This is a genomic window from Rhizobium sp. ZPR4 (genome assembly GCF_040215725.1).
In the GTDB taxonomy this organism is placed as follows: domain Bacteria; phylum Pseudomonadota; class Alphaproteobacteria; order Rhizobiales; family Rhizobiaceae; genus Rhizobium; species Rhizobium rhizogenes_D.
In genome coordinates this window covers 24,293-50,184 of record NZ_CP157969.1, presented here as the reverse complement: position 1 = coordinate 50,184, position 25,892 = coordinate 24,293, and the positions used below count along the sequence as shown (strand labels likewise).

General features: G+C 58.8%; 21 protein-coding genes and 1 pseudogene. 18 read left to right on the top strand and 4 right to left on the bottom strand.

Annotation, left to right across the window (positions count from 1 at the left end):
* The first annotated feature begins 90 nt into the window (after positions 1–90).
* The 10 genes and pseudogenes from ABOK31_RS28085 to ABOK31_RS28040 all read left to right on the top strand — a co-directional run bounded on the left by ABOK31_RS28085 (position 91) and on the right by ABOK31_RS28040 (position 11,971).
* The gene (locus ABOK31_RS28085; protein ID WP_350019310.1) at positions 91–846 is read left to right on the top strand and encodes a GntR family transcriptional regulator; all 756 of its coding nucleotides are present in this window, start codon (positions 91–93) and stop codon (positions 844–846) included.
* 78 nt (positions 847–924) lie between these two features.
* Positions 925–1,082 (top strand): annotated as a pseudogene (locus ABOK31_RS28080) (VapC toxin family PIN domain ribonuclease); the annotation flags it as partial.
* A gap of 331 nt (positions 1,083–1,413) precedes the next feature.
* Positions 1,414–1,614 (top strand): hypothetical protein, encoded by a 201-nt coding sequence (locus tag ABOK31_RS28075; RefSeq protein WP_174172400.1) that lies wholly within the window; start codon positions 1,414–1,416, stop codon positions 1,612–1,614.
* Between the two features lie 470 nt (positions 1,615–2,084).
* The gene (locus ABOK31_RS28070) at positions 2,085–2,813 is read left to right on the top strand and encodes an AraC family transcriptional regulator (protein WP_349962080.1); all 729 of its coding nucleotides are present in this window, start codon (positions 2,085–2,087) and stop codon (positions 2,811–2,813) included.
* Positions 2,814–3,123: 310 nt separating this feature from the next.
* Positions 3,124–3,573, top strand: coding sequence for a hypothetical protein (locus ABOK31_RS28065; RefSeq protein WP_234910227.1), 450 nt, complete (start codon positions 3,124–3,126; stop codon positions 3,571–3,573).
* The gene (locus tag ABOK31_RS28060) at positions 3,570–9,578 is read left to right on the top strand and encodes a YadA-like family protein (protein ID WP_349962078.1); all 6,009 of its coding nucleotides are present in this window, start codon (positions 3,570–3,572) and stop codon (positions 9,576–9,578) included. Before ABOK31_RS28065 ends, ABOK31_RS28060 begins: the two co-directional genes overlap by 4 nt.
* Before the next feature lie 7 nt (positions 9,579–9,585).
* On the top strand, positions 9,586–10,161 hold the full coding sequence (locus tag ABOK31_RS28055) for an invasion associated locus B family protein (protein WP_349962076.1): 576 nt from the start codon (positions 9,586–9,588) through the stop codon (positions 10,159–10,161).
* 15 nt (positions 10,162–10,176) lie between these two features.
* Positions 10,177–10,872: a hypothetical protein gene (locus tag ABOK31_RS28050; protein WP_349962074.1), complete on the top strand. Its 696-nt coding sequence runs from the start codon at positions 10,177–10,179 to the stop codon at positions 10,870–10,872.
* Positions 10,869–11,342: a DUF4189 domain-containing protein gene (locus ABOK31_RS28045; protein WP_349962072.1), complete on the top strand. Its 474-nt coding sequence runs from the start codon at positions 10,869–10,871 to the stop codon at positions 11,340–11,342. Before ABOK31_RS28050 ends, ABOK31_RS28045 begins: the two co-directional genes overlap by 4 nt.
* Before the next feature lie 128 nt (positions 11,343–11,470).
* Entirely contained in the window at positions 11,471–11,971 is a 501-nt protein-coding gene (locus tag ABOK31_RS28040) for an invasion associated locus B family protein (protein ID WP_349962861.1), read from the top strand.
* 167 nt (positions 11,972–12,138) lie between these two features.
* Here the strand turns inward: ABOK31_RS28040 and ABOK31_RS28035 are convergent, their stop codons facing one another.
* Positions 12,139–12,768: a TetR/AcrR family transcriptional regulator gene (locus ABOK31_RS28035; RefSeq protein WP_174172394.1), complete on the bottom strand. Its 630-nt coding sequence runs from the start codon at positions 12,766–12,768 to the stop codon at positions 12,139–12,141.
* Positions 12,769–12,873: 105 nt separating this feature from the next.
* On the opposite strand from ABOK31_RS28035, the gene ABOK31_RS28030 reads away from it, so the two are divergent.
* Genes ABOK31_RS28030 through ABOK31_RS28015 form a run of 4 tightly spaced genes read left to right on the top strand, consistent with a single transcriptional unit; the run spans position 12,874 to position 19,330 of the window.
* Entirely contained in the window at positions 12,874–13,950 is a 1,077-nt protein-coding gene (locus ABOK31_RS28030) for an efflux RND transporter periplasmic adaptor subunit (protein ID WP_349962070.1), read from the top strand.
* Positions 13,947–15,017 (top strand): efflux RND transporter periplasmic adaptor subunit, encoded by a 1,071-nt coding sequence (locus ABOK31_RS28025; RefSeq protein ID WP_349962069.1) that lies wholly within the window; start codon positions 13,947–13,949, stop codon positions 15,015–15,017. The genes ABOK31_RS28030 and ABOK31_RS28025 overlap by 4 nt, the downstream gene beginning before the upstream one ends.
* A gap of 12 nt (positions 15,018–15,029) precedes the next feature.
* Entirely contained in the window at positions 15,030–18,089 is a 3,060-nt protein-coding gene (locus ABOK31_RS28020; RefSeq protein ID WP_349962067.1) for an efflux RND transporter permease subunit, read from the top strand.
* Positions 18,089–19,330: an alpha/beta hydrolase gene (locus ABOK31_RS28015; protein WP_349962065.1), complete on the top strand. Its 1,242-nt coding sequence runs from the start codon at positions 18,089–18,091 to the stop codon at positions 19,328–19,330. The genes ABOK31_RS28020 and ABOK31_RS28015 overlap by 1 nt, the downstream gene beginning before the upstream one ends.
* 148 nt (positions 19,331–19,478) lie before the next feature.
* Here the strand turns inward: ABOK31_RS28015 and ABOK31_RS28010 are convergent, their stop codons facing one another.
* The 3 genes from ABOK31_RS28010 to ABOK31_RS28000 all read right to left on the bottom strand — a co-directional run bounded on the left by ABOK31_RS28010 (position 19,479) and on the right by ABOK31_RS28000 (position 21,524).
* Complete coding sequence (locus ABOK31_RS28010; protein WP_349962064.1) at positions 19,479–19,889, bottom strand: hypothetical protein; 411 nt, start codon at positions 19,887–19,889, stop codon at positions 19,479–19,481.
* Positions 19,890–19,999: 110 nt separating this feature from the next.
* A complete protein-coding gene (locus ABOK31_RS28005; protein WP_349962860.1) occupies positions 20,000–21,037 on the bottom strand; it encodes a tetratricopeptide repeat protein in 1,038 nt (345 codons plus the stop codon).
* A gap of 94 nt (positions 21,038–21,131) precedes the next feature.
* Positions 21,132–21,524 carry an Ivy family c-type lysozyme inhibitor gene (locus tag ABOK31_RS28000; RefSeq protein WP_349962062.1) on the bottom strand — a complete coding sequence of 131 codons (393 nt, stop codon included), beginning with the start codon at positions 21,522–21,524 and terminating at the stop codon, positions 21,132–21,134.
* 448 nt (positions 21,525–21,972) lie between these two features.
* On the opposite strand from ABOK31_RS28000, the gene ABOK31_RS27995 reads away from it, so the two are divergent.
* The 4 genes from ABOK31_RS27995 (at position 21,973) to ABOK31_RS27980 (ending at position 25,867) form a co-directional block, all read left to right on the top strand.
* On the top strand, positions 21,973–22,848 hold the full coding sequence (locus ABOK31_RS27995; protein ID WP_349962061.1) for a hypothetical protein: 876 nt from the start codon (positions 21,973–21,975) through the stop codon (positions 22,846–22,848).
* 164 nt (positions 22,849–23,012) lie between these two features.
* Entirely contained in the window at positions 23,013–23,846 is an 834-nt protein-coding gene (locus ABOK31_RS27990; RefSeq protein ID WP_174172387.1) for a lysozyme inhibitor LprI family protein, read from the top strand.
* 131 nt (positions 23,847–23,977) lie between these two features.
* On the top strand, positions 23,978–24,436 hold the full coding sequence (locus tag ABOK31_RS27985) for a hypothetical protein (protein WP_174172386.1): 459 nt from the start codon (positions 23,978–23,980) through the stop codon (positions 24,434–24,436).
* A 405-nt stretch (positions 24,437–24,841) separates the two neighbouring features.
* Positions 24,842–25,867 carry a DUF4424 domain-containing protein gene (locus ABOK31_RS27980; protein WP_174172385.1) on the top strand — a complete coding sequence of 342 codons (1,026 nt, stop codon included), beginning with the start codon at positions 24,842–24,844 and terminating at the stop codon, positions 25,865–25,867.
* The last annotated feature ends 25 nt before the right edge of the window (positions 25,868–25,892 follow it).

The window sequence follows — 25,892 nt, the reverse complement described above, 5'->3', positions numbered from 1 at the left end:
CTGCACTCGTATTTATATAAACTATATAGTAATGATGCTGCCACTCAGACTTTGAGTCAACTCCAAATAAGAGGCAAATAATTGCGCGAAATGCCCAAATTTTCAGCAGATATGCCGCGTGCATCCGAGCTCTCCGTTCCGCTCTACGAAGTCGTGAAGCGTCAGATCACGGAAGCGATCATGATGGGTAAATGGTCGGCCGGGACCGTGCTGCCGAGCGAGATCGCGCTGTCGCAAAAGTTTGGGGTTGCTGTCGGCACGATCAGGCGCGCCCTGCAGGACCTGACCAATGAAGGCCTGCTCAGCCGCCGGCGCAAGACGGGGACCGTGGTCACCGGTCGCACGCCGCAGCACAGCCTGCGCTTTTTCTTCCAGTATTTTCGCCTGCATGGGCTCGATGGTTCGCTGCAAAACTCGACATCCGACATTCTTTCGTTGAAACGCCGCGAAGCGAGCGAGGAGGAGCGGTCGGGACTGCGGCTTGACGATGCGTCCGAAGTCATCTCAATCCACCGGCTGCGCAGCGTCGGGGGCCACCCGGTCATGCATGAGGTGATGGCACTTCCGGCAAGGATACTGCCGGAGTTTCCCGATAAGAAGGAGGAGATTCCGTCGCTTCTCTATCTGTTCCTTCTCGATCGCTATGGGATTCGCATTTCCGCCGTGCGAGAGCAGATTGCCGCCGATATGGCGACGGAGGAGGATTGCCGACTGCTGCAGCTGGGCATGCCCAGCGCCGTGCTGACGATTGACGAAGTGGCCTATGACCAGTCCGCGGTTCCGGTTCTCGTCGCAAAACATCGCGCGACGACCAGGAGCCATCGCTATGTGCACGAAGTTCAATAACGGGCAAAAGGCTTAGCTCTCCGGTACCACAATCCGGAGATCGCGCCATGTCATCTCGCTGCTAGTTCAGCCCACCGGCGTTTCTGGCTGGAGAATTACCTAAGATCGGAATTTGCCGGCCGCATCTTGTCGATCGACGATGCGATTGCGACACGTTGGGCGCCTCTTCATATTCCTACCGACGCAATGAAACTGATGCCCTGATTACCGCGACTGTGCTCGTTCGCGGCTTGAGCGATGAGCCACATCAATCCTCGACATCATAATCGTTCCGGCCTCATCGATGGCGGTTTTGCCTGTCGATCAGGTTCGGGGATTTGCCGCAGTGTCCTGTGGCCTCCTCCGCCCAGGCGGCAGAATAACTTCCGTTCTTCTTGTATCTCTTGCGGTTCACTCTGTGAGTTGCCCAATGATATAGAGTTAATGGTTGTAATGAAGTTTGGCTTGATTACAGCATAGCGATAGTGTGACTAGGCGCGGGGCTGTGAAAATCTCGGGGCGTGCTTCCGGATTTATTTTATGTTGGGAATGTGATAGCTGACATATATTAAGGCTGCGAGAGTGAGAATGGTAGAATTCAAATTTAGTGAACCACCTGTGGGAAGCGGTGCCGACGACATTTCAAGCGAGTGCCAACGCCAATTGCAGCCTATCATTGGTGAAATCGTTCGGGCCGCAGCGGCAGCTGGATGGAATCAAAAAGATGTTCTTCTGGCGATGGTGGATGTCGCTTGGGATCTATATGAGAAGCGCCGAGGCGATCTTTAGCGGCCACGGCGGCTCGGCAATCGGTTTTTCTACCTCGACGTGAATTAAGGCTTAGCCCGATAGCAACCCTCTATCGAGGTGCGTGGGGTATATTGGTCCGCGCTAAAGATTGACGTGTTTTTACCGCGTCATCCTTTCTTTACCATATGCATATCCCCCCTTCCAAACTCTGTAATTTATACTATTTAATCTCGCGCTATTAGCTGGCTGCAGCGTCGAGCTGACAGTGTTGGGAAACTGAGATCTCAAGCGAAGTTGAGATCAGGTCTGCTTGTTTGCATTTACAGGATTTCGTTCGGGCGGGGCGATGAAGAATGAACTATGCGGGTGAGGTTCGGGAACGGGCCGATCGATATGTATTTGATATAATTCCTGAAAGTTCAGGCCCAAGGAAGGCCACCGCGCGCGGGAGCGTCATAAATTCCGTTCGCAATCCCGGATCGCAGACCTGGATTGCAAAGGAGCATGCAGTGGCAGTCGTATTGGCTCCCTCGCGTGGCTTGCGAGCCTCTCTCGGCAGCGACCGGATCACGCAATACGATGCGCCGCTTGGCGGTCTCGTGGTCAATCCCACCGGTGTGGATAGCACCCTTGCCTGGTCCGAAACCAGGACAAATCTTGTCGTCGCCATTCCTCCTGACATTCTGTCCGAGCTGGCGCTCCAGGAGTTCGATCTTGGCAATGTAGAACTCGAGCCTCCCGCATTTGGGACCGTCGATCTTATCGCCCTCGGCATCGCGCAGAGGATTTCTGTCGAGCTAACCGGGAAAGCAACTCCGAATGAACTCTATCTGGATTCATTGGTTACGCTGTTTAGTGCACATCTTCTCCGTACCTATGCAAGCAATATGAGACAGATTCCATCGCCCAGGGGAGGGCTCTCCGCCAAAAGCGCTCGACGCGTGGAAGAGTATCTTCGCGAACGTTTCACCGAAAAGGTTCACGTCGCTGAACTTGCGGCGGTCGCGGGCATTTCACCGAACCATTTCATCGTGAGATTCGCGAAGACCTTTGGCATGCCTCCACACCGGTATCTGATAAATCTGCGTCTGGACCTTGCGGAAAAATTGCTGGTCGAGGGTGAAATCGCGATTGCGGAAATCGCCTACATGACAGGTTTTTCGGATCAAAGCCATTTGGCGACCACCATGAAGAGATACCGGGGGCGGACGCCGACAGAGCTTCGATATATGCGATAATCGCACGGGCTTGAACGCGAGCTCGCGTCCGTCCCAAGCCAATTCGAATATTCCCAAATCCATTATTTTCCGTGTTCATCTGAAAGGTGTACGGCGGGGATGGACGTTTTCTGCACATGCAGCAGGAGAGATTTTTCGGAATGGAAAGAACTGCTTGGTGCCGATCGTCCTGCGGTTCGCCTCTTCATGCGGAACAGCCTTAGGTTAAGTGTGGCAAAGCAGTTACACCTGCAACCGGCTAAGCAAAAAACCGTAATTTCCTAAAAAAAATCCGGAATTTTCTAAAATACCGTTGCGCTGAAATAAGGCCATGTTCGGGATGGTAACCATCCGGTGCTCTATGGACATTCAATTCCCTGAATTTGAAATCTTTGCTCCGAAAATCGAGGTAGCCTGGACTGCCTTGCAAGAACGATATGCCAGCCGTCTGACAGGCGCGGAAGTTGACTACTTATTTGCCTGCCTTGTCTTCGGTCTGACCTCTCCGGCCTATGCCGAAGGAGAGCCATTATTTCACTTTGATGTCTGCCGCGCCCTGGTGGCGACAAAGCTTCCGCCCGATCGGGCCGACGCCGCATTGTATTCCGTTCCGGCATCGACGCAGCCATGGGTCGATACGGTCCGCGAACAGCTCGAAAGCCAGGCCGCCAAAATGGGTCGCGCGCTTCAGCAAGCGCACAATTTCAACGACGACGCAGCCGCAGATGCGGGTTCACGCGTGCTCAGTCGTCCAGATAGCAGCGAGGAGAAAGCAGCATGAGCGAATGCGTTGGGGAACATCTGCAGACTAAGTCTCGTACCGGATTTGCTCGAAACTTTGTTTCAGCCGACCGCACCGATCGTTCGCTCCGGCGCCGCCTGATGGCTGTGCTGCGGATGGCCTCTCGTGTTCTCGGCATGCGCCGCAAGGACATGGGCCTCGGGGCGTTGGGCACCAGCGGAAACTTACGTTTGGCCAGCGCGATCGGCGGCCTCGCCGCGCTCACTGTGCTCGGCCTTTCCGCGCCTGCGCAGGCGCAATATGCCGCCGGCGGCGGCACGACGACAGCCGCCAACGCCGTTGCCATCGGTAACGGTGCTAAAGCGAATAACCCGAACAGCGTGGCATTGGGCACCTCTAACAGTGCAACGGGCGACGCTTCGATCGCCATCGGCTATTCGATGAGTGTCAATGGCCTCAACGCCATAGGCATGGGTGTCTTCGCAAACGCCACCGGCGTCAATGCACTTGCCGTAGGCGGGAACGCCCGCGCACTGGCGGATGGGGCTTCGGCCTATGGTGTCAACACCACCGCAAGCGGCGCCAGCGCCACCGCGATGGGCAACGCGGCTAGCGCGAGCGGCGCCGTCGCCACGGCTGTCGGCGTATCGAGCCAGGCAACCAGCAACAATTCTGCCGCTATCGGTAGCTTTAGCCAGGCGACAAACAATGCCGCCACCGCCGTCGGCAACAACAGCCGGGCGACAGGGGACAGCTCGGTCGCGGTAGGTTCGGGAGCCCAAGGTACGGATAGTGCCACCACCGCCGTCGGCAACAATGCCCGGGCGACAGGAAACAGCGCGACCGCAATCGGGACGCAAGCGGTAGCCATCGGCAGCAGCACGGTTGCCGTCGGACAGGGTGCCGGCGCTGGGTCAACCACCGCCAATACAGGTTCCGTAGCGATGGGTATCGCTGCCGGTACGCTTGTCAGCGGCGCGCAAAACACCGCCATCGGCGGCGGCATTCCCAGCGTCATGAGAGGCGCTGGCTCGGGCGTCTCCGGGACGCGCAACCTCGCGTTTGGAAGTGGCGACGGTGCTGTCGCTTACGACGCCACCCTGAAGGCCTCCGCGGGTAGCCTCGTCACCGGCAACGACAATATCGCGCTTGGAACCAACGCCGGTATTGGCGTCAGCACTAATAATACGACGTCGATCGGCTACAACGCCAACGCTTCGAACACCGATTCCATCGCTCTCGGCACGACAGCGGCCGCCTCGGGGATCAACTCGCTTGCCATCGGTCCGACCACCGTTGCCTCGGGAGCTTTCGGCGTTGCCTTGGGTAACCAGGCACAGGCGATCGCTGCCGGCGGCGCTGTTGCAATAGGCTCGGGCGCAATCGTCGCAAATGGCGCCACCTCCGGCGTCGCTGTCGGCAACAATGCGAATTCCGGCTCCAATTTAGCCACCGCGGTCGGCCCAGGCGCGAATGCCTCGGGAAGTGGAGCCGCATCCATGGGATTCAATGCAAAAGCGACTGCCATTAATGCGGCAGCGTTTGGCGCGAACGCCACAGCGAGCCAATCAAACACCCTGGCTTTGGGCGAGTCTTCCACTGCCAGTGGTGTGAACAGCACATCGATCGGCGGTGGGTCGGTCGCCAGCGGGGCTCAGGCGGTCGCTTTGGGCATCAACGCGAACGGGGCAGGCGCCAACGCGATTGCGGTCGGAACAGCAGCCCAGGCCACTTCCACCGAAGCGGTTGCCGTGGGCAATAATGCAGTCGCGACAGGCGGCAAGGCGGTCTCCATCGGCTCCGGCAATACCGCTTACGGCGACGGCGCGGTCGCGATCGGCGATCCCAGCTATGCGAGCGGTACCGGCGCCTTCACCGGCGGCGCCAACAACATTGCCAACAGCGATGGCACGGCAAGCGCGACTAGCGCCAACCAGGCGGCCGGCGCGGTCGCGATCGGCAACAACAACAAGGCTATCGGCCAAGGTTCGGTTGCTTTGGGCAACGGTTCAACGGCGGGTGCGTCAGGCTTCGTCGGCAACGTTGCCCTGGGCAATGGCGCGACGGCGACGGCAAGCTCCGGCGACGTGGCTCTGGGTTCTGGTTCCGTAACCACGACAGCAGTCGGCACGGCGAGCGGGGTGGTCAACGGCACCACTTATGCCTACCAGGGCACCAACCCGTCTTCGACGGTCAGCATCGGCGCGCCGGGCGCCGAGCGCACCATCACCAACGTCGCGGCGGGCCGGGTCAGCGGATCGTCCACCGACGCCATCAACGGTTCGCAGCTCTTTGCGACCAACCAGGCGGTCGATGCCATCGGCACGACAGTCAACAACATCAACAACGGCGGTGGCATCAAATATTTCCATGCCAATTCGGCGGCGGCGGATTCGTCGGCGACAGGCGCGGAATCAGTTGCGATCGGACCTCTCTCGATCGCGTCAGGCGCGAATGCCATCGCAGCCGGCAACGGTGCGAGCGCCTCCGGCCTCGACGCAACGGCGTTTGGATACATCTCCAAGGCCACGGGTGACTACGGCACCGCCATCGGCCCCAATGCCAATGCGACGGCGACCTCCAGCACCGCGATCGGCCAGAACGCATTTGCCACTGCCGTTGAAGCAACCGCTCTCGGCAAACAAGCGAATGCCAGCGCCGCGGATGCCCTCGCGTTGGGCGCCAACGCCACCGCCGGCAACGCAGGCGCCGTGGCACTCGGCTCAGGCTCGGTGACGGACGTCGCCGTCGGCACCGCCAGCACGGTGATCGGCACCACCACCTACAACTTCGCGGGCACGACACCGGCTTCGACGGTCAGCGTCGGCGCGCCGGGCGCCGAACGCACCATCACCAATGTTGCGGCGGGCAGGCTCAACAATGGTTCGACGGATGCCGTCAATGGCTCGCAGCTCTTTGCGACCAACCAACAAGTGACACAGAACACGACCGATATCAGCAACATCAACAACGGCGGCGGCATCAAATATTTCCATGCCAACTCGGCGGCAGCGGATTCGTCGGCGACAGGCGCGGAATCAGTTGCGATCGGACCTCTCTCGGTCGCGTCAGGCGCGAATGCCATCGCAGCCGGCAACGGTGCGAGCGCCTCCGGTCTCGACGCAACGGCGTTCGGATACATATCCAAGGCCACGGGTGACTACGGCACCGCCATCGGCCCCAATGCCAATGCGACGGCGACCTCCAGCACCGCGATCGGTCAGAACGCGTTTGCAACCGGGGTTCAGGCAGCCTCTCTCGGCGCTGGTGCGAATGCCGGCGCTCAGAACGCGCTCGCACTGGGCGCTCTCTCCTCCGCAGTCAATGCCGGCGATGTCGCTCTTGGCTCGGGCTCGGTGACCACAACAGCGGTCGGTACCGCAAGCGCGGTGATCGGCGGCAATACCTATAACTTTGCCGGCACGACACCTGCCTCGACGGTGAGCGTCGGCGCACCAGGCGCCGAGCGCACTATCACCAATGTCGCGGCGGGCCGGCTCAACAACGGTTCGACGGATGCCATCAACGGCTCGCAGCTCTTTGCGACCAACCAGCAGGTCGACCTGAATACGACTGGTATCACCAATCTCAGCAATATCGTCAACAACATCAACACCGGTGGCGGTATCAAGTATTTCCATGCCAATTCCACACTGCCGGATTCCCAGGCCCTCGGGACGGATTCGGTTGCCGTCGGCCCGAATGCGGTCGCCAACAATGCCGGCGACGTGGCCATCGGCCTGAATTCGCAGTCCGGTGCGACGACGGCGGTCTCGGGTGCCACCGTGGGCGGTACCGCCTATACCTTCGCAGGCACCACCCCGGCGGGCGCCTTCTCTGTGGGATCCGCCGGTGCGGAGCGTCAGATCCAGAATGTCGCGGCCGGCCAGCTCAATGGCGGCTCGACCGACGCGGTCAACGGCTCGCAGCTCTTTGCCACCAACCAGGCGGTCGACAGTCTCAACACGACGGTGACAACGATCGGCGGCAACCTGACCAATCTCGGCAATACGATCAACAACATCGCCGGTGACACCTCGACGACCTATACCGATGCAAACGGTAAGGGTATCCGGTATGTGCGCACCAATGACAGCACGCTCGCCGTCAGCGATTCCTCGGCTCAGGGCGTTGGCTCCACAGCGGTCGGCTATAACGCCACCTCCGTCGCTGACAATTCGCTTGCACTTGGGATGAACAGTCAGGCCACCATCGTTGGCGGCGTGGCCCTTGGTTCCGGATCGGTTGCCGATCGCGCCCTGGCGCCGGCCACCGGACAAATCGCGGCTGGACCGACGAACTTCATCCAATACAATACGACGGATAAAACCCTGCTGGGCGCCGTCTCGGTCGGCTCGAGCACGTCCTATCGACAGATCATCAACGTCGCTGATGGTACCAGCGCGCAGGATGCCGTCACGGTTCGCCAGCTCCAGGGCGCCATCGCTTCGGTCGCAACGACGCCGAGCAAGTACTTCCATGCGAATTCGGCCGCTGGCGACTCCCTTGCTGTCGGCGCTGAATCGGTTGCGGTTGGTCCGACGACCGTCGTCAACGGCGACAATGGTATCGGTATCGGCAACGGCGCGGTCGTCGACCAGGTTGCTCCGGGCGGCACGGCCATCGGCCAGAATGCTCACGTCATGCTGGCTGACGGCGTAGCACTCGGCACGAACTCGCTGGCTGCAGGCGTCCAATCGGTGGCGCTCGGTGCCGGCTCGCAAGCCAACAACATCAACAGCGTTGCGCTGGGTGCGCAATCCGTAACAACAGTGGGAGCACAGACGAACTATACCGGCTTCGCGCTTACGAGCCCGCAAACCTCTGTCGGCGAAGTATCGATTGGCTCGGCAGGCTCGGAACGCAAGCTGACCAATCTGGCAGCCGGTTCGGCCGACACCGACGCGGTGAATGTCAGCCAACTGAAGGGTCTCGGCACCAACGTCACCAACCTGATCGGGGGCAATACGACTGTGAACCCCGACGGGTCGATCACCGGCCCGACCTACAACATCCAGGGCAACAACTACAGCACGGTCTACGATGCTTTCGGCGCGGTCGATAACACATTGACCAACATCACCAATGGCGGCGGCATCAAGTACTTCCATGCGAACTCGACGCTGGCGGATTCCACCGCCAGCGGCACCGATAGCGTTGCGATCGGTCCGCAGAGTGTTGCCAGTGGTGTGAGCAGCCTGGCAGCAGGACTTGGATCTGCTGCAACAGGGCAGGGCGCCGTTGCTCTCGGTCAGGGCGCGCAGGCCAACAATGCCAATGATGTGGCCTTGGGCTCCGGCTCCTCAACGCAGGCTGCTGTCGGCACATCCGGAACGACCCTTCAAGGCCAGCACTACGACTTTGCCGGCACCGCGCCAGTCGGAACGGTGAGCGTGGGTTCCCAAGGGGCTGAAAGAACCATCACCAACGTCGCTGCCGGCCGTATTTCTTCCGACAGCACCGACGCCATCAACGGATCGCAGCTTTATGCGACCAATCAGGCGATCGACAGCCTGCAGACGGGTGTCGGAACGATCACCAAGAATGCCGTCACCTATGACCTCAATCCCGACGGCAGCAAGAAGAACAGCATCACGCTGCAGGGCGGTGATGTGAACGCACCGGTAGTCATTTCCAACGTCGGCAAGGGTGTTGCCCCGACGGATGCCGTGAACGTTGCCCAATTGGGCGACAGCATCACTCAGGTCAAATCCTATACGGACACGGCCGCCGCCACTACGCTGGCTTCCGCCAACAACTATACGGACCAGAAGTTCGGCCAGCTGAACCAGGAACTTGGGGACGTCCGTTCCGAGGCAAGGCAGGCGGCCGCAATCGGGCTTGCAGCGGCATCGCTTCGTTATGACGATCGTCCCGGCAAGGCGAGCGTGGCGGTCGGTGGCGGTGTCTGGCGAGGTGAGGGCGCCTTGGCCTTCGGTGCCGGTTACACCAGCGAGAACGGGCGGGTTCGCGCGAATTTGTCAGGTACGGCCGCCGGCGGACACGTGGGCGTCGGCGCTGGTCTCAGCTTCACCTTGAATTGAGCCTGACATGTTCAAAGGAGCGCTCTTCGGCGTCCCGGCTTTCATGGCTTGCATGCTCCTGTTCGGCTCGATCGCAGCCGGACAGGATGCGGCCCTTCCCAATTATCGCATAAGACCTTCCGAAGTCGTAGTTCCTCCGGAAGCGAAGACTGGCGAATATCAGAGGATCATTCGTCCGTTCGAGAATTGGACGCTGATCTGTGATGAAAACCTGAAGATTCGCCAGCGGGTCTGCAACGTTACCCAGATTATCGAGAACGAGACCGGACAAGTTGCGTTCAGCTGGTCGCTCGCTGCGACGAAAAAAGGCGATCCCTACATGATCTTGCGTGCGGCCCCGGTCGCCAAGAGCGATGGCGGTATCCTTCTGCAATTCGCGGGCCGCAAGGAGCCGATACAAGTACGGTTCAACGGCTGCAACAGCACGGTTTGCGTCGGCATGCTGCCGGTCGGACCCGTAATGCGCGAGCAGATTTCCAAAAGTACGGCGCCAACGGTTTCCTATCCGACCGCGGACGGAAACACGATCAGCGTGACCGCAAATCTCAAGGGCCTTTCCACAGCCGTTAAGGCGATAAAGTGACGGATGGATTTTTCAATGAACCAACAATCGATTCACGATCGCATCATGTCCCGAAATGCGAAGGACGCGGCAATTCAGAGCTTGGCCGGTGAGCAGGCAAAGCCGCGGCGAAGCTGGTGGAAGGCGACCTCCCTATCGGTGCTTGCAATTGCGATCGCCGGCGCCATCGGCTACGCCGCCGTCCGATACGACGTGGTCGGCAACCTTTTGCCACAGCCGGCGATTGCTGCAGCAAATGACGCCAATCAAGCGCTGCCGGACACGCCGTTCCTCCAGCACGCCAAACAGGCTGGCCTGCAATCCTGCTCGACCGTTTTCCCGGTTCTTGGGCAATTACTGACGAACGGCACTCAATACAATGTCCAGTCGATCTGGAACAACGAGGCCGCGGACAAGCATGCGGTGCAGGCGCTGGTCGGCATGAACTATGCAACGCAGGGCTACAGCGGACCGGCTGCCGGCATCGTTTTCGCAGCACCCGTCGCATCCGGCTGCGAGGGTTCGATGGTTCGCGTGGCGCCGTTTACAGCCTCCTGCCCGGAAATCTCGACCAAGTTTCCGAACGGAAGCAAGCTCGTCAACAATCTCGGACAGGTCGGTGTCTACGAACTCGGCAATGACGGTGGCGAAGCAATGCTTTTGCCGACCGGAAGCGGTTGCGTCGTCATTTCCGTGGCTTCGGCAGTAGGAAAGCAAGGGAGCGCAAAATGAGATTGAGATCTGCAATTGCGGCAATCGGCATGGTGTTTGTCTCTACCGGCCAACCGTGGGCCGCTGATCTCTTTACCGCAGAGCAGCCACCGGCTCCTCCGCCGGAGGAACGCGGCATTTGGGCGGCCATCGCCTATTCCGCGCCCGACGAAAAATACGGCTTCTTTTGGGGTGCCGACAAACGCCAGGAAGCCATGGATATCGCGCTCAAGCATTGCGAGCGGGACAAGGGCAGCAGCTGCGTCGTGGTCAGCGTATTTCGCAATCATCGGCACTGGGATGACGACGACAAGACCGGCTTTCCATACAATCATTGCGGCGCCCTTGCCATCGGCAAGGAAAAGCGCGATCGGGCCACACCGTGGAGTGCAAATTCGGCACCGACACGCCGCGAAGCTGAAGACCTTGCGCTTAAAGCATGTGAGCGCTCAGGTTCTCGCTGCACCGTCCGGGAGTGGGTATGCACCTGACCTTAGCCCGCGGCCTTCGCTCTTTATGGAACCGACCGCATAAGGTCGTACTTCAAGCCGAGAGATCTTATACCTTGTCAAATTCCACATTTACTCCATCCCGGATAACCGGCCGCATATCTTATGCGGTGCTCACCCTTGTCTGTGCGGGCTTTGCTTCTTCGGCCTTTGCGCAATCGGCTCTGCCAAATGGCGCTTCGAGCCTGCAGGAGACCTACCAGGACTGGCGCGTTGCCTGCAGTCAACGCGACAAGGCGTCGGCATGCACGATTTCGCAGGATCAAACCCAGCAGAATGGTCAAAGGTTGCTTGCCGTCGAGATGCAAGTGCGTCCTGACGGCGGCGCTCTTGCGACGCTTCTCCTGCCTTTCGGTATCGTTCTCGATTCCGGCGTGACGCCGAATATCGATGATCAGCCGCCTTTGAAGCCTGTGCGTTTTCGCACCTGTTTGCCTAACGGCTGTATCGCTTTGCTTCCGATCGACACTGCAACCCTTGGCAAATTGCGAACCGGGTCGCGCTTGAACCTCAAGGTCGTTGCCGATGGCGGCAACCCGCTCGGCTTCCAGGTGTCCCTGCAAGGTTTTTCGGCGGCTGCCGATCGCGTGGCCGCTTTAAGCGCCCGATAGAAACTTACATCTTCGATCCGTGCGGATGCGCTGCCTTGCGGCGCTATGTAGATCTGGCTGTAAATTCATCGCTCAAGCGTAGCTGGACAATGAATTCCAGCATCTTTGGGAACGGAAATTTGCCGGTCTCGCAATAGAGTTTGACGGCTTGCTATCGGATACGTCTGCTAGCGAGGCTCTTTCAGGAGCAGTCCGTGCAAAACAAGATCGATGTGTGCCTTCAGATAGCTTTCCTTATCCAGAGCTCGCCGCTCGTCGAAAAGGAGCTTGAAGAATAGAAAGGCAATCGCAGGCGCCACCACTGCATCGGCGAATGCGGCGGGGGCTGCTCGGAATTCCCCAAGTTTTACCCCTTCATCGATAAGCGACTGCATCTGACGCTCGAGAGGATCGATAAATATCTCGTGGTGCCTATCGACGATATGTGGAAACCGCGAACCTTCGGCGATGACGAACCTCATCAATTCCCGCAATTTGCGATCGTTGACGATGAGATCGTAGATCAGCTCGATATTTTTCTGGAGCCGCTCCGTAGCGGTCCCTTTCAGCTCATTTCCGCTTATCAATAGATCTTCGAGAGGCGTCGAAATGTGCCGGATCATTGCTTCGAAAAGCTGTTCTTTGGTCTCGAAGTAGACGTAGACGGTTCCCTTCGTAACTCCAATCCTGCCGGCTATATCTTCGACGCGCGTCGCGACATAGCCACGTTCGACAAACTCTTCAAACGCAGCATCCAGGATCTGAACGGGGCGGCGGGCCTTTTGCTCCGCACGCGTCAGCTTCTTCGTATCAGGCATATCTCACCTTGAGCGTTATTCGTGGTTTGACGTCAAGACAATTCCATTGACTTTCTGGTTAGTCAATAATATTCGTCTGCCGAACGGATGCAAGAGGTCAAATTCATGAAAACTGTCCTTGTCGTCGCCTGGCTCAGTGTCAGCGCCGTCGCGCTTGCCTCATGCGAGAAGCAAAGCGCGAGCGAGGCAAAGCCGAAGAACGTGGAGACCGTCGTGGCCAAGGTCACGCCGGTCGTCGAAAACAACGCCATCACCGGCGAAGTCAGTGCCCGGGTCGAAAGCGATCTTTCCTTCAGGGTCAGCGGGCGCATTGTCGAGCGCCTCGTCGATGTCGGCTCGTCGGTAAAGGCGGGGCAGGTGCTTGCGCGTATGGATGCCGAAGAGCAGAAAGCCGATCTGGGTGTAGCCACGGCGAACCTGCAGTCGGCGCTTGCCCAGCAAACGCAGGCGCAGCTAGCCTTCGACCGGCAGCAAAACCTCTTCAAGACGCAGGTTACGACCCGTGCAGCGCTCGATCAGGCCCAGGAAACCCTATTGACCGCTCAGGGGAGCGTGAAATCGGCGCAAGCTCAACTCGACACGGCCCAGGATGCGCTCACCTATACCGAACTGCGTGCCGATGCGGATGGCGTCATCACAGCCAGAAACGCTGAAGTGGGGCAGGTAGCGCAAGCGGCGCAGTTGGTCTTTACGCTTGCGCATGATGGCCCCAGGGATGCGGTTTTCAACGTCTTTGAGTCCCTTTATCTCGGGCGCAACCTTGAAAACAAGGTCGCCGTCAGCCTCCTTTCGGCGCCGTCTCACAGGACAGAGGCCTCCGTCCGCGAAATCTCGCCCACGATCGACTCGTCGACCGGGACGATCAGGGTCAAGGTAGGTCTCGAAGGGGCGTCGGACATGCCGCTCGGCGCTCCGGTTGTCGGCCTGTTTCGGTCCGCCGCGCGGGACGCAATCGAACTGCCATGGTCGGCAATGACGTCAAAAAGCGGCAAGCCAGCCGTCTGGATCGTCGATCCCGCCTCGTCAAGCGTATCTCTTCGCCAAATCGATGTCTCCGGCTATGAGACCGGCCGTTTTGCAGTGCGGGCGGGAGTATCGCCGGGCGAGATCGTCGTCGCCGACGGTGCGAAATTCCTGCGATCGGGTCAGGCCGTTGCATACGACAAGGGAGCTGTAAAATGAATATCCGTTTCACAGCCGGCCTTGCAATCCTCGGCTCATTTCTGCTGACCTCTTGCGAGAAACAGGATGAAGCCCATTACGAGCCGCCGCGCCCCGTGCTTTCCGTTGTCGCCAAGTCCACTGCTGCCTCTGCGCTGACCCTGCCGGGGACAGTGGAGGCCAAGATCGAGACCCAGCTCGCATTTCGGGTGCTGGGACGGGTCATAGCGCGCAAGGTCAGCGTCGGTGATATCGTCAAGAAGGGCGATGTCGTTGCCGCCATCGATCCGCTTTCGCTCGAACTGGCCGTCAAAAGTTCACAGTCCGAGCTTTCGAATGCCCAGGCGCAGTTGACAAATGCCGCATCCACGGAGGAACGCCAAAGGTCCCTGCTCGAGAGCCGATCGGGAAGTGAGGCGGCCTACGAAGAGGCCGAACTCGGCCGCAAGAGCGCGAGTGCTGCGGTTGCCAAAGCACAGGCCAATCTGGACAAGGCCGAGGAACAACTGGGCTATGCGCAGCTTCGCGCAGAATTCGACGGGGTCGTGACCGCGACTTCCGCCGAAGTGGGCCAGGTCGTCTCGGCGGGCCAGAGCATTGCCACTGTCGCGCGCCCTGACCAGCGCGATGCCATCATCGACATACCCGTGGCAAGCTTCGACGGTCTCAAGGTAGGCTCGCCCTTTGAAATCGCCCTCCAGCTCGACCCGACCATTCGCGCAAGCGGTATCGTCAGGGAGATTGCCCCGGAAGCCGAGGCGACCACCCGCACGCGGCGCACGAAAATCACGCTCATCGATCCGCCGGCGGCATTTCGCCTTGGCTCCGTCGTTACCGCGACGGCGACTGTTATTGCGGATCCGATGATCCTTCTGCCGTCCTCGTCCGTGCTGATGAAAGACGAGAAGCCGAACGTCTGGGTGGTCGATACCGCGGCTCGCAAAGTCTCCATTCGCGCGATCAAGATCGACGGGGACCTCGTCGAAGGCGGTTCGGTGAAGATCGCCGAAGGCATCAGCCCTGGCGAACGCATCGTCGTTGCCGGAGTTCATAAGCTTGCCGACGGCCAGGCCGTCAGGGTAGACTAAGGAAAGATCCTCGTGAAAAAATTCAATCTGTCCGACTGGGCGCTCGAACATCGTTCGCTCGTCTGGTACTTCATGATCGTCTTCATTCTGGCCGGTGCGTTTTCCTATATCGGTCTCGGTCGCGAAGAAGACCCAGCCTTCACCATCAAGACCATGATCATTCAGGCGCAGTGGCCGGGTGCATCGGCCGAGGAGGTAACCAAACAGGTCACCGACCGCATCGAAAAGAAGCTCGAGGAGCTGGATTCGCTCGACTATACGAAGAGCGAAACCGTTGCCGGCCAGACGACCATTTTCGTGGAGCTTCTGCCGACGACCAAGGCCAAGGATGTCAATGCCATCTGGACGCGGGTCCGCAATATGATCGGCGACATCAAGGGAGATTTTCCAAGCGGCGTCGTCGGGCCGTTTTTCAACGATAATTTCGGTGACGTCTATGGCAATATCTACGCCTTCACCAGCGATGGACTGACGCAGCGCCAGCTTCGCGATCTGGTCGAGGATGCGCGCGCAAAGGTGTTGACGGTCCCCAACGTCGGCAAGGTCGACATCATCGGCGCGCAGGACGAGGCCATCTATCTCGAATTCTCGACGCGAAAGATCGCTGCTCTCGGCCTTAACCAGCAATCCGTCATCGACACGCTTCAGGCGCAGAATGCCGTCACGCAGTCTGGCTTCGTCGATGCCGGCCCCGAGCGCATCGCCTTGCGGGTGAGCGGTCAGTTCACGTCCGAGGACAGCCTCAAATCGATCAATCTTCGCGTCAACGACCGCTTCTTTCCGCTGACCGACGTTGCGACGATCAAACGTGGCTATGTCGATCCTCCATCGTCTCTGTTCAGATTTAACGGGCAACCGGCCATCGGGCTTGCCATCGGCATGAAGACCGGGGCAAATCTGCTTGAGTTCGGCAAGGCGCTCGACAAGGAAATCGAGCAGGTCACGGCCGATCTTCCCATCGGCGTCGATGTGCAGCGCGTGTCCGATCAGCCCGCCGTCGTTGACGAGGCGGTCTCGGGCTTCACGCGCGCCTTGTTCGAGGCGATCGTCATCGTGCTTGCGATCAGCTTCATCAGCCTTGGCGTCCGGGCAGGCCTCGTGGTTGCCATCTCCATTCCGCTCGTGCTGGCGATTACCTTTCTCGTCATGGCCTATACCGGCATTTCCATGCAGCGTATTTCGCTTGGGGCGCTCATCATCGCCCTTGGCCTTCTCGTTGACGATGCCATGATCGCCGTTGAGATGATGGTTGCCCGGCTGGAAGTGGGCGACGACCTGAGAAAGGCAGCGACCTACGTCTACACCTCGACGGCCTTCCCGATGCTGACCGGCACGCTTGTGACGGTCGCGGGCTTTATCCCCGTCGGCCTCAACACCAGTGCTGCCGGCGAATTCACGTTCACTCTCTTCGTGGTCATCGCCGTTTCGCTCCTGGTTTCATGGATCGTTGCGGTGTTGTTCACGCCGCTTCTGGGCGTGACGATCCTTCCGAAGACCATGAAATCTCACCATGATCAGAAAGGCCGCTTTGCGCGCGCCTTTGCCTGGCTCCTGAGCCTTGCCCTGCGTTGGCGCTGGATAACCATCGGCGCGACCGTGGCCGCGTTTGCCCTCTCCATCGGGGGGATGAGCCTGGTGCAGCAACAATTCTTCCCTTCCTCCGACAGACCCGAACTGATCGTCGACTGGAACCTGCCGCAAAACAGCTCGATTTCCGAGACGAACAAGCAGATGGCCAGGTTCGAGAGCGAGATGCTGGCCAACAGCAAGGACATCGATCACTGGACGAGCTATGTCGGGCAGGGCGCTCCCCGGTTCATCCTGTCCTTTGACGTCCAGACGCCCGATGTTTCCTTCGGCCAGACGGTGATCGTCACCAAGGGGCTTGATGTTCGCGACAAGGTCAAAGCCGAACTGCAGGATTATCTGACGAAGACCTTCCCCGGAACCGACGCCTTCGTGAAGCTGCTCGACATCGGCCCTCCGGTCGGCAAGCCGGTGCAGTACCGGATCAGTGGACCCGATATCCAGAAGGTCCGGGATATCGCCCAGCGATTTGCAGGCGTCGTCGGTCAGCATCCCTTGCTGTCCAACATGACCTTCGACTGGAACGAACCTTCGCGCGTCGTCAAGGTCGACGTTCTGCAGGACAAGGCGCGGCAATTGGGTGTCTCATCGCAAGATATTGCAACGGCTCTCAACGGCATCGTCGAGGGAACGGCCGCAACAAATATTCGGGACGATATCTATCTGATCGATGTGATCGGCAGGGCCCAGACGGCCGAGCGTGGCTCGATCGAGACGCTGCAGAACCTTCAGCTGGCCGGTTCCAACGGCAAGTCCGTACCCCTCTCGGCGGTTGCCAATTTCCATTATGAGCTGGAACAGCCAACGATCTGGCGGCGGACGCGCATACCGACCATCACCATCAAAGCCGCAGTCGTCGGATCGACGCAGCCGGCGACGATTGTTACCGAACTGCAGCCGAAAGTCGAAGAGTTCCGCAGGAGCCTCCCGACCGGATACCATATCGTCGACGGCGGTTCGGTCGAGGAAAGCGCCAAGGCACAGGGACCGATCGTCGCTGTCGCGCCGCTGATGCTGTTCATCATGGCGACGATCCTGATGATCCAGCTGCAAAGCTTCAGCAGGCTCTTTCTGGTGTTCGCTGTCGCTCCTACAGCGCTTATCGGTGTGGTTGCCGCACTTCTCTTCAGCAACGCGCCGATGGGGTTCGTCGCAATCCTTGGCGTGCTTGCCCTCATAGGTATCCTGATCCGCAACTCGGTGATCCTCGTTGTGCAGATCGAGCACCTTCGAAGCGAGGGCGTGCCGGCCTGGCAGGCCGTCATCGAGGCGACGGAGCATCGAATGCGGCCCATTATGCTGACGGCCGCGGCGGCAACGCTTGCGCTTATCCCGATCTCCAGGGAGATATTCTGGGGTCCGATGGCCTATGCGATGATGGGCGGCATCGTCGTCGGTACGGTTCTGACGCTGCTCTTCCTTCCCGCCCTGTATGTTGCCTGGTTTCGCATTCCCCGCGACAACGCGCAGCACGAGGCGATCTGATGCCTGACGTTCAAAGGGTGACCTTTGTTCCCAGGCGGTCATGTCTTTCTGTCCTGATGGCCCTATCGATGTTGGCCGGATGCGCCGGACGGCTGGAGAATGTTCTCCAGCCGGTCGCAACCGCGGGGCCGGGCACGAGCACCGTGGACATGATGGTGGCGACGACCCGCCAACCGACCGACAAACCCGGCGAACTTTACTCCGGCGAGCGGGGAACGGCGATTTCTCTCAACGATATCGTCGTCTCCATTCCACCGGATAAAAATCGCAAGATCGGTGAAGTGCAGTGGCCGTCACATGTGCCGGCCAAACCCGAAAAGGAGTTCGCTGTCCTCAAGATCGGAAAGGTAGCGTCCGAGCGCAATATTTTCGAATGGTTCGGCAAGAACCGCAACGCCAAGCGGCAGGTCGTCATTTTCGTGCACGGCTTCAACAATACCTATTCCGACGCGGTCTTTCGCTTCGCACAGATCATTCATGATTCCGGGACGGACGCCGCGCCGATCCTCTTCACCTGGCCGTCACGCGGCAACGTCTTCGACTATCTCTACGACAAGGAGAGCACGAACTTTTCCCGGCGGGCATTGGAGGATCTGATCCTGCAGTCCGCCAAAAGCCCTGACGTCGGGGAGGTGACGATCCTTGCCCATTCCATGGGCTCCTGGCTGACCGCGGAAGCGTTGCGCGGCGTTGCCATGCGCAACAAGACAATTCCAGCGAAAGTGAAGAATGTCATCCTGGCGTCGCCCGACATCGATATCGACGTCTTTCGCAGGCAGATGATCGAGATGGGGCCGCAACGTCCGCACTTCACGATCTTTTCGTCGACAAGGGATAAGGCGCTACAGGTTTCGCGATGGCTCTCCGGCGGCGTCAATCGTGTCGGAGGCTTCGATGCAAGCCCCTACGCCGCGGATATGGCCAAGCTCGGGATCACGGTCGTCGATACCAGTTCCGTCAAGCCGGACGATGCTCTGGGTCACAATACGTTTGCGGACAATCGGGATATGGTCCAGCTGCTTGGACGGCGGATGGCGGGACAGTCGTTGGACACCGGGCAAGTCTCGCTCGCGGATCGGGTTGGCATGGCTGCCGTGCGAACCGCGGACTTGGCAGGCTCCGCAGCGAAAGTTGTAGTCGCCGCTCCCATGTCTATTGTCAGCGATGATGCGAGACAGGTGTTGAAGCAGCAGCTTTCATCTGGCTCCTCGCCCATCGTCGATGGACGCATCTCCTACTGAACTATAGTCATGAAACCCGTTGTTCATGAGTGGATCAAGTCAAACCTGCAGATGTTGAAGAGCGCGGCCGCATATCGCGGCCGGCCCAAATAGCAGCCGAAACGTGGTGAGATTAAACACTCATACGCGCAGTAGAATTGTGAGAGACTTAATCGGCCACAGAGTTGACGACACGGCAGAGATTGTCGCTCATGTTGGGAGCAACTTGACCCTGCGGCACCATGAAAAGAGCATCAATCCGGCTGCCCTTGCCGCTCTTCCTGACGACGACGCGCAGGGTCTGAGGCCGACCCGAGCCGGTCGTTTCCTGCTGCGCAGTTAGCGTTCCGAGTTGCTTCTCGGCATTCACATCCACGAAGCCTTCGGCCAGGACTGCTCGCGATACCTTATCAAAGGCAACGGCCGGGCTGACTGACGGGAATTCCATCCAGGTCTTATAGGTCACGCCGGTTACGAGCGGAACGCCGGTGCTTTGATAGTGCTGCGAGCACGTGCTGGCAGCGGCCGAGCTGAGAGAAATGGTGGCGAGCGCGAAAGCGTAAAGAGCTGTCTTATACAAAGTGAAAACGTCCTCTGTTGATAGTGCGACGATAGGTCTATGGGGGCAGGGTGGGAGAGCCGCGATGGCCAATCCCAGGTGGGATGCGTGGCGGAGCCGAATGATTGCGTTCATCTTTTCACCGATTCGATTGCCGACAGCATATTGGTGCGGCCGGGATCATCGTCCGGCGTTAATTCGAGTGCCTTCTGAAAATCGGCCAATGCGGACTTGAAGTCCGCTTTGCTTCGGTAAACCTCGCCTCGCACGAAGTAGGTCGAGCTCGATTGATCGTTGAGTTCGATAGCCTTGTCGAGGTCGAGGAGCGCCTGATCGTTCCTGCCGATCTTGAAGTAGGAAAGGCCGCGATTGCTGTAGGCGTAGGGATAGGACGGATCGCTTTCTATGGCTTTCGTGAAATCCGCAATGGCCCTGTCGAAGTCGCCGGTCATGTTGTAGGCGTCGCCGCGATCGTTGAGCGCTCTTGTATTGAAGGGGTTCAGTTGCAATGTACGGGTATAGTCGTCGATTGCTGCGCCGTAATTGCCGTCTTTTACATACAAGCCGCCTCGCTCGACATAAGCAACCTCGAAAGCCTGCTGCAGCATGGCTGACAGCTCAGGCTTGAGGGCGATGGCCTTGTTGAAATCGATCAGAGCCAGATCATATTTGTTTTGCGCGAGATAGCCGTTGCCGCGTCCGGCATAGGCTTCCGCAAAGTCGGGCGCAACTGCGATGGCCTTGTTCATATAGCCGATCCTCGCTTCATGATCGCCGTCGCGATCGGCAAGGGTGCCAAGGATGAGATAGGCATCGGGATGACTACCCGGCTTCAACTCTACCGCTTTCTTGGCGTCGGCAATGGCTTTCTCATAAGCTCCTTTCGCAAACTCGGCATCACTTCGCCCCGCATAGGCGTTATCCGAGTTCGCATCGAGCTCGACCGCTCGGCTGAAATACTCCTCAGCCAGATCCAGCTCGTTGCCGTCAATCCTGATATAGCCGGCACTGCTATAGGCAGCCGACCGGTCCGCGCTTGCTTGAGTGTTGCCCTGGGCAATGGTGAGGCAAGTTGATAGGGTCTTGCATATGGACGCATCGCCGTTTCGTGCCGCCGCGGAGCCGGCGGAGGTCGACTGTTGTGTCCCTGTGTGCTCGGTTGTTTCCACATCGCTTGCATCAGCGCGCGACGTTGTCGCTAACTGCACTCCAAGAAAAGCACAGCACAGAAAACTCGACAACTGTATCGGAACGCGCACGTGACTACTCCGCCAGAGCCTTGTCCAGCGCGGTCTTCTGTGCTGCGGAAGGGTTGCCCAAATAGAGCTTTGGACTTTTCTCGTCCTGAATCTCCGCCCATGCCTGCGTTCCGTCCGTTTTGAAGAGGATTGCTGCCTGGCCATCGTTTGTCGCATGCTGCTTGGCAAGGATGCTGATCGAATAGTTCACCGAGTCGATGGAGATGGTCTTGACGGGTTCTGCGATGAACCTGTTCTGATCGCGCACCCAGGCAGGCGTTCCCTTGGCCGATGACAGCATGGCCTCCCATGACCGGGCATAAACCGGGTCCTTCAGGAGATCGTAAAAGTTCACGTCTCCGGCATGGGCGATGTCCGCCAGGCCGAAGACTGCAAGAATTAATAGGAGCTTACGCATGAATCCGTGTTTGTCCTCTCACGACAGCGGGTCACAAAAGAGGAGGCACATCGCCTCGAACGGGACCTCTATCGCAGCCTCGATATCCGCATAGCCTGACAGCGTGACCGATGACAGCCAATTTCCGAAATCTGAACGCAAGTGCACTTGTTATGGATGATCCTGCACTGTTCGGGCGCCGGATGGGAATAGCGGCTCGGCAGGCTCATGATGTGGCCGGCAATTTCCAGCTACGGTCTGGAAAAAAACGATCGCCACGAAATGAGCCGGCGCAAGCTCGCCGCCTCGCTTTTCGATGCGAAATATCGCGAAAGCGCAATTGTAGACGGATGTGCACTCGAGATGGAGGGGAGGAGACTTCACTCAAGTCCAGGCGTCTTGAATGGTACACAGCCGTTGAATAGACATCCCTGTATTTTTCGCCGATGTCCAAGTCTTCGAGGCCCTGTTGATTATTCGCAAGCGTATTTTCCAACCCTCGGCCGGTCGCACTCTGCTCGTATTGACCTTTCTTTTGAGCGGCGGCCCGATCGCGGCGGGTCAGGGTGCGGAGGCTCCGCCGAGCATACGGTCGCGGGTTCCGGGGCTTGAAATCGCGCTTCTATCACAATTGCCGAAAGCGCCTGCCTCGGCTCAATCCCGGGAAGAATGCGACGCGCTGGTCGTTCCGAAGAGCGCGGGCGGAAAGACGGCCAATGCTCTCGGCTGGGGAGTGACGGGGGAAGCAAAGCTCGGATCCTATGACGCTGTGAGCTTTGCCGGTGAATTCGAGCCTTCTACCGCCGGTGCCTGCGAGATCAATCAGGGTAACATCGCGCTCTTTAGCGGCACGCAGCTTTTCGTCATCATCTACGCAAGTAAGAACAGCAAGCTATCGATCGGCAGGATCGTCGCGGCCAAGGACAGCCTGCGAATTGTCGATGGCGACCTTGTTCAAACGCCTATTGGCGACGTTCGGCTTGTTGATGGCCATTCGATTGAAGTCGAGCCTCTGGCGAAAGAGCAATTCGTCTGTGGCGGACAGGCCGTGGTGCCGAATGTTTATGGCAAGCCAGTCGCCGAGGCCCGCGCGGCGATCATTGCCGAAGGGTGGGAGCCGTTTCGCAGTCCCGCCCCCGCCTATCAGGATGTCGTTGGCGACAATATCCGCAAGACCGGGATCATCGAGGCGACCGATTGCTCGGGCACGGATCTGGCGTCCTGCAGCTACTATTATCACAAGGGCGACATGGAGCTGAGCCTCACCAGTTTTGGTGACGGCAAGCCAACGGTTTCGGACTATGAAGCCACCTGTGAACGGTCCAAATGGCATAGGGCGAATTGACAACCGTATCTGGAAGCTCCCGGCCTTCTTTCCACCTCCGATCTGATCGAACTCGCCGTTCATCGCAGAAAGGTGCGGAGCTTTCGATAACGGTATCGATCCGTGCGATTGCGATATCACCCTACCGGACCTCCGGCAGAAGAAATAAAGGAACGGAAGCCACCATGTGCCGTCATCAATCCAGAGCGAAAATTCGGCTGACGATCGCCGGCCTTCTGGCGATCTTGGGAGTGAGTGTTGCAACTCCCTCCTGGGCAATCGACTGCACCAAGGCGAGCGATCCGATCGATAAGAGAATCTGCGGCAACACCAGTCTCAAGGCAGCCGACGCCGCCATGGGACAAGTCTATGCCGCGCTCCTCAAATCAGCGCCAGATCCGGAAATCCGCTCGATGCTGGTGAATAGCCAGCGCCGCTGGATCGCGGCGCGCAATGAGGGGCTGAATACCGGCTCGGACGGTTCGGCCATGCCGGCCGGAAAGCTGCGACAAGCGATTACAGAACGCACCGCACAGCTTAAGGATCAATCGGAGAAAGGGTTGATCATGCAAGCTCAGGCGCAGCGCCGCTTCCTCGCGAAATACAGCGGAGGCGCCTTTGCCGGCTTCGATACGAGTTGCGAGTTCATTCCCAACGACAGGGATGGGTCGAGCTATTCCTATCAATGCAGCGGCGCCATGCATGTCCAAAACAAGGACCGCCTTTGCAGCGTCAGCACGGAATGGGCCAGCTGGTCCCTCTATGAATATCACGCAGTCAGCACCATCGAAGGCAACATTGCGAAGCCCGCTGCTCTGTGCAGCGACCAGTCGGGCGATATCTGTGGCGGCGGCAAGGATGTGACCTGGACGCTGAATCCCGACGCGGATCAACATTTTCCATCGCCGAAGACTGGCTTTGCCAAACTCGACGTCGAAGGCATCTGGCCGCTCGAAACGACGGATACAGCCTGGTTCGACCAGTGCCTGACAAGCCCAACCTATCCGCCGGCACAATGAGGGTAGTTTGAAGTGACCCAGGGCAAGGCCGGCGCGAACATGCCGCGCCTGGATCTCAAGGAGGCGACATAATGAAACGTCCGTCTCGATGGCAGGGAGAACCAATGGGTATTGTTTTACCAAATGAATCCATGACTAAGAGGACGAGTACCCAGCGATCGCTCCATGTCGGTCCACGGCTCGCCGCAGCTTGCGTATTTCTTATCGCCCGCACAGCGCTTGCCAGCGGATCTCTACCGCCTGAACCGCTCGTGGCCGGCCCCTTTTCGAGCTTTGCGGAATGCGTCGCCTATCTGACGGAGCAGCATCGGGAGCAGACGGCCTTAGCCATGCCAAAGCCTGTCGCCATGCAGGAGGGCGGCACACGTCAAACCCTGGTCTCGACAAAGGGTGTCTTACAAGGCCCCGGTGAGCAGGCCCTCTATGAGGCCGAGATCAATTATCAGAACCGCACCGTGGATACGCCAACGCAATCGATCGTCACGAACAATTCCTGGGAGCGCTATTCCCTAAGCTGTCACGGCGCTGCCTTTAGCGGGACGGTCCAACGCGGCTATGCGCTTTCGGAAGTTGAGCAGATGCCGCAGTAAATCCGGTCTTTTCGAGCAAGACCGGACTTTAAGCCGCAGGTTGCCTCTAAAAATGTCAGGACTTTCCGGTCAGCTATCGCGATGGATTCTGAGAAATATGGACGGATGTGCACCTACGAAAGACGCGCGGAGATCGGTGCGGGCGACGCACTCTGATAAAGGCGTTCAAGCTCTGCACTCCGACGCCCGCAATGCCGTTGCAGGGCAGGTCAGATATCACCCTGATTCACGGCAGGTCATGCAAAATCCAAGCTCGAAGCCTGACACCTCTAATGATCGAAATCCGTCGCATCCCGTGGGCGCAGGGATCTGCGGCTGGATGATTGCCGACCTATCAGCAGGATGGCTCGTGACGAGCTCTGCGCGCCGCCCATGACATTCCCGCCAATTTAGAAAGAACCGGTAATGCGCTTTGACCCGCTCGCCTGTATCGCGATGCTGCTGCTATCCACCCCAGCCTTTGGCGACGACAGTTCGGCCACACTCGGAACCGGTGGTCTGGTCCTTCAGAAAACGGACAAGATCGCACTCGTCTCGGAGGATCTGTACCTATCCGCCGCAGGCATTCGCATTTCCTACCGCTTCCGCAATCTGACGAACGCGGACTATACGACCACCATCGCCTTTCCGATGCCTGCATTTCCGGGCGGCGGATCCAACTCCACCACTGTGGTTCCCGATCCGGCGAGCGACAATTTCATGAAATTCCAAACCGTGGTCGATGGGCAACCCATTGCCTCGCAGCTTGAACAGCGTGCTTTCCTCGTAGCCGATGGTCAGCCAGACGAGGAGATTACAGATAAACTCAAGGCGCAACACATATCCCTGGTGCCAACGACCGAAGCCACCGAAGCGGCGATCACCCGCTTGACGAATGCGCAGCGCAAGGAGTTGGTGGATGCCGGGATCTTCGATGCCGGCGAAGGCGACTACAGCGGACAGCCGGCCACCCTGTATCCGCTCTGGACGCTGCGATCCAAATATTGGCGGAGTCAGACCTTTCCGAAAGGGAAGGAGATTGTCGTACAGCAGACCTATGTGCCTGTCGTCGGCAGTCAGTCGACGCTGTCGCTCGGCTCGCCGGATATGGATGCAGATCAGCTTAAATCCTATCGCCAGAAGTTCTGCACCGACGAAACCTTCATGAAGTCGGCCCGCTCTCTTTATCAGCGGATCTCGGACGACAACGCCAAAGGCCTTCAGGCTTTCGAGCAATATCTGTCCTACGTCATCACTTCCGGCGGCAATTGGGCTGGGCCGATCGGCGATTTCAAGCTGATCGTCGATAAGGGCGATCCCAAAACACTGGTTTCCTTTTGCGGCAACGGCGTGAAGAAGATCTCTCCGACGCAATTCGAGATGGATATCAGGAATTATACGCCCGACCGCGACATCGATGTGTTGCTGCTGCGAACCGTCTCCGGGCAGTGATTTTCGGCATGTACAAGCGCCTCCT

Coding starts and splice junctions, on each gene's coding strand:
- ABOK31_RS27990 (WP_174172387.1), top strand. CDS start 23,013: ATGTGCCGTCATCAATCCAGAGCGAAAATTCGGCTGACGATCGCCGGC.
- ABOK31_RS28000 (WP_349962062.1), bottom strand. CDS start 21,524: ATGCGTAAGCTCCTATTAATTCTTGCAGTCTTCGGCCTGGCGGACATC.
- ABOK31_RS28030 (WP_349962070.1), top strand. CDS start 12,874: ATGAAAACTGTCCTTGTCGTCGCCTGGCTCAGTGTCAGCGCCGTCGCG.
- ABOK31_RS28065 (WP_234910227.1), top strand. CDS start 3,124: ATGTTCGGGATGGTAACCATCCGGTGCTCTATGGACATTCAATTCCCT.
- ABOK31_RS27980 (WP_174172385.1), top strand. CDS start 24,842: ATGCGCTTTGACCCGCTCGCCTGTATCGCGATGCTGCTGCTATCCACC.
- ABOK31_RS28025 (WP_349962069.1), top strand. CDS start 13,947: ATGAATATCCGTTTCACAGCCGGCCTTGCAATCCTCGGCTCATTTCTG.
- ABOK31_RS28055 (WP_349962076.1), top strand. CDS start 9,586: ATGTTCAAAGGAGCGCTCTTCGGCGTCCCGGCTTTCATGGCTTGCATG.
- ABOK31_RS28060 (WP_349962078.1), top strand. CDS start 3,570: ATGAGCGAATGCGTTGGGGAACATCTGCAGACTAAGTCTCGTACCGGA.
- ABOK31_RS28045 (WP_349962072.1), top strand. CDS start 10,869: ATGAGATTGAGATCTGCAATTGCGGCAATCGGCATGGTGTTTGTCTCT.
- ABOK31_RS28035 (WP_174172394.1), bottom strand. CDS start 12,768: ATGCCTGATACGAAGAAGCTGACGCGTGCGGAGCAAAAGGCCCGCCGC.
- ABOK31_RS27985 (WP_174172386.1), top strand. CDS start 23,978: ATGACTAAGAGGACGAGTACCCAGCGATCGCTCCATGTCGGTCCACGG.
- ABOK31_RS28075 (WP_174172400.1), top strand. CDS start 1,414: ATGGTAGAATTCAAATTTAGTGAACCACCTGTGGGAAGCGGTGCCGAC.
- ABOK31_RS28085 (WP_350019310.1), top strand. CDS start 91: ATGCCCAAATTTTCAGCAGATATGCCGCGTGCATCCGAGCTCTCCGTT.
- ABOK31_RS28015 (WP_349962065.1), top strand. CDS start 18,089: ATGCCTGACGTTCAAAGGGTGACCTTTGTTCCCAGGCGGTCATGTCTT.
- ABOK31_RS28050 (WP_349962074.1), top strand. CDS start 10,177: ATGAACCAACAATCGATTCACGATCGCATCATGTCCCGAAATGCGAAG.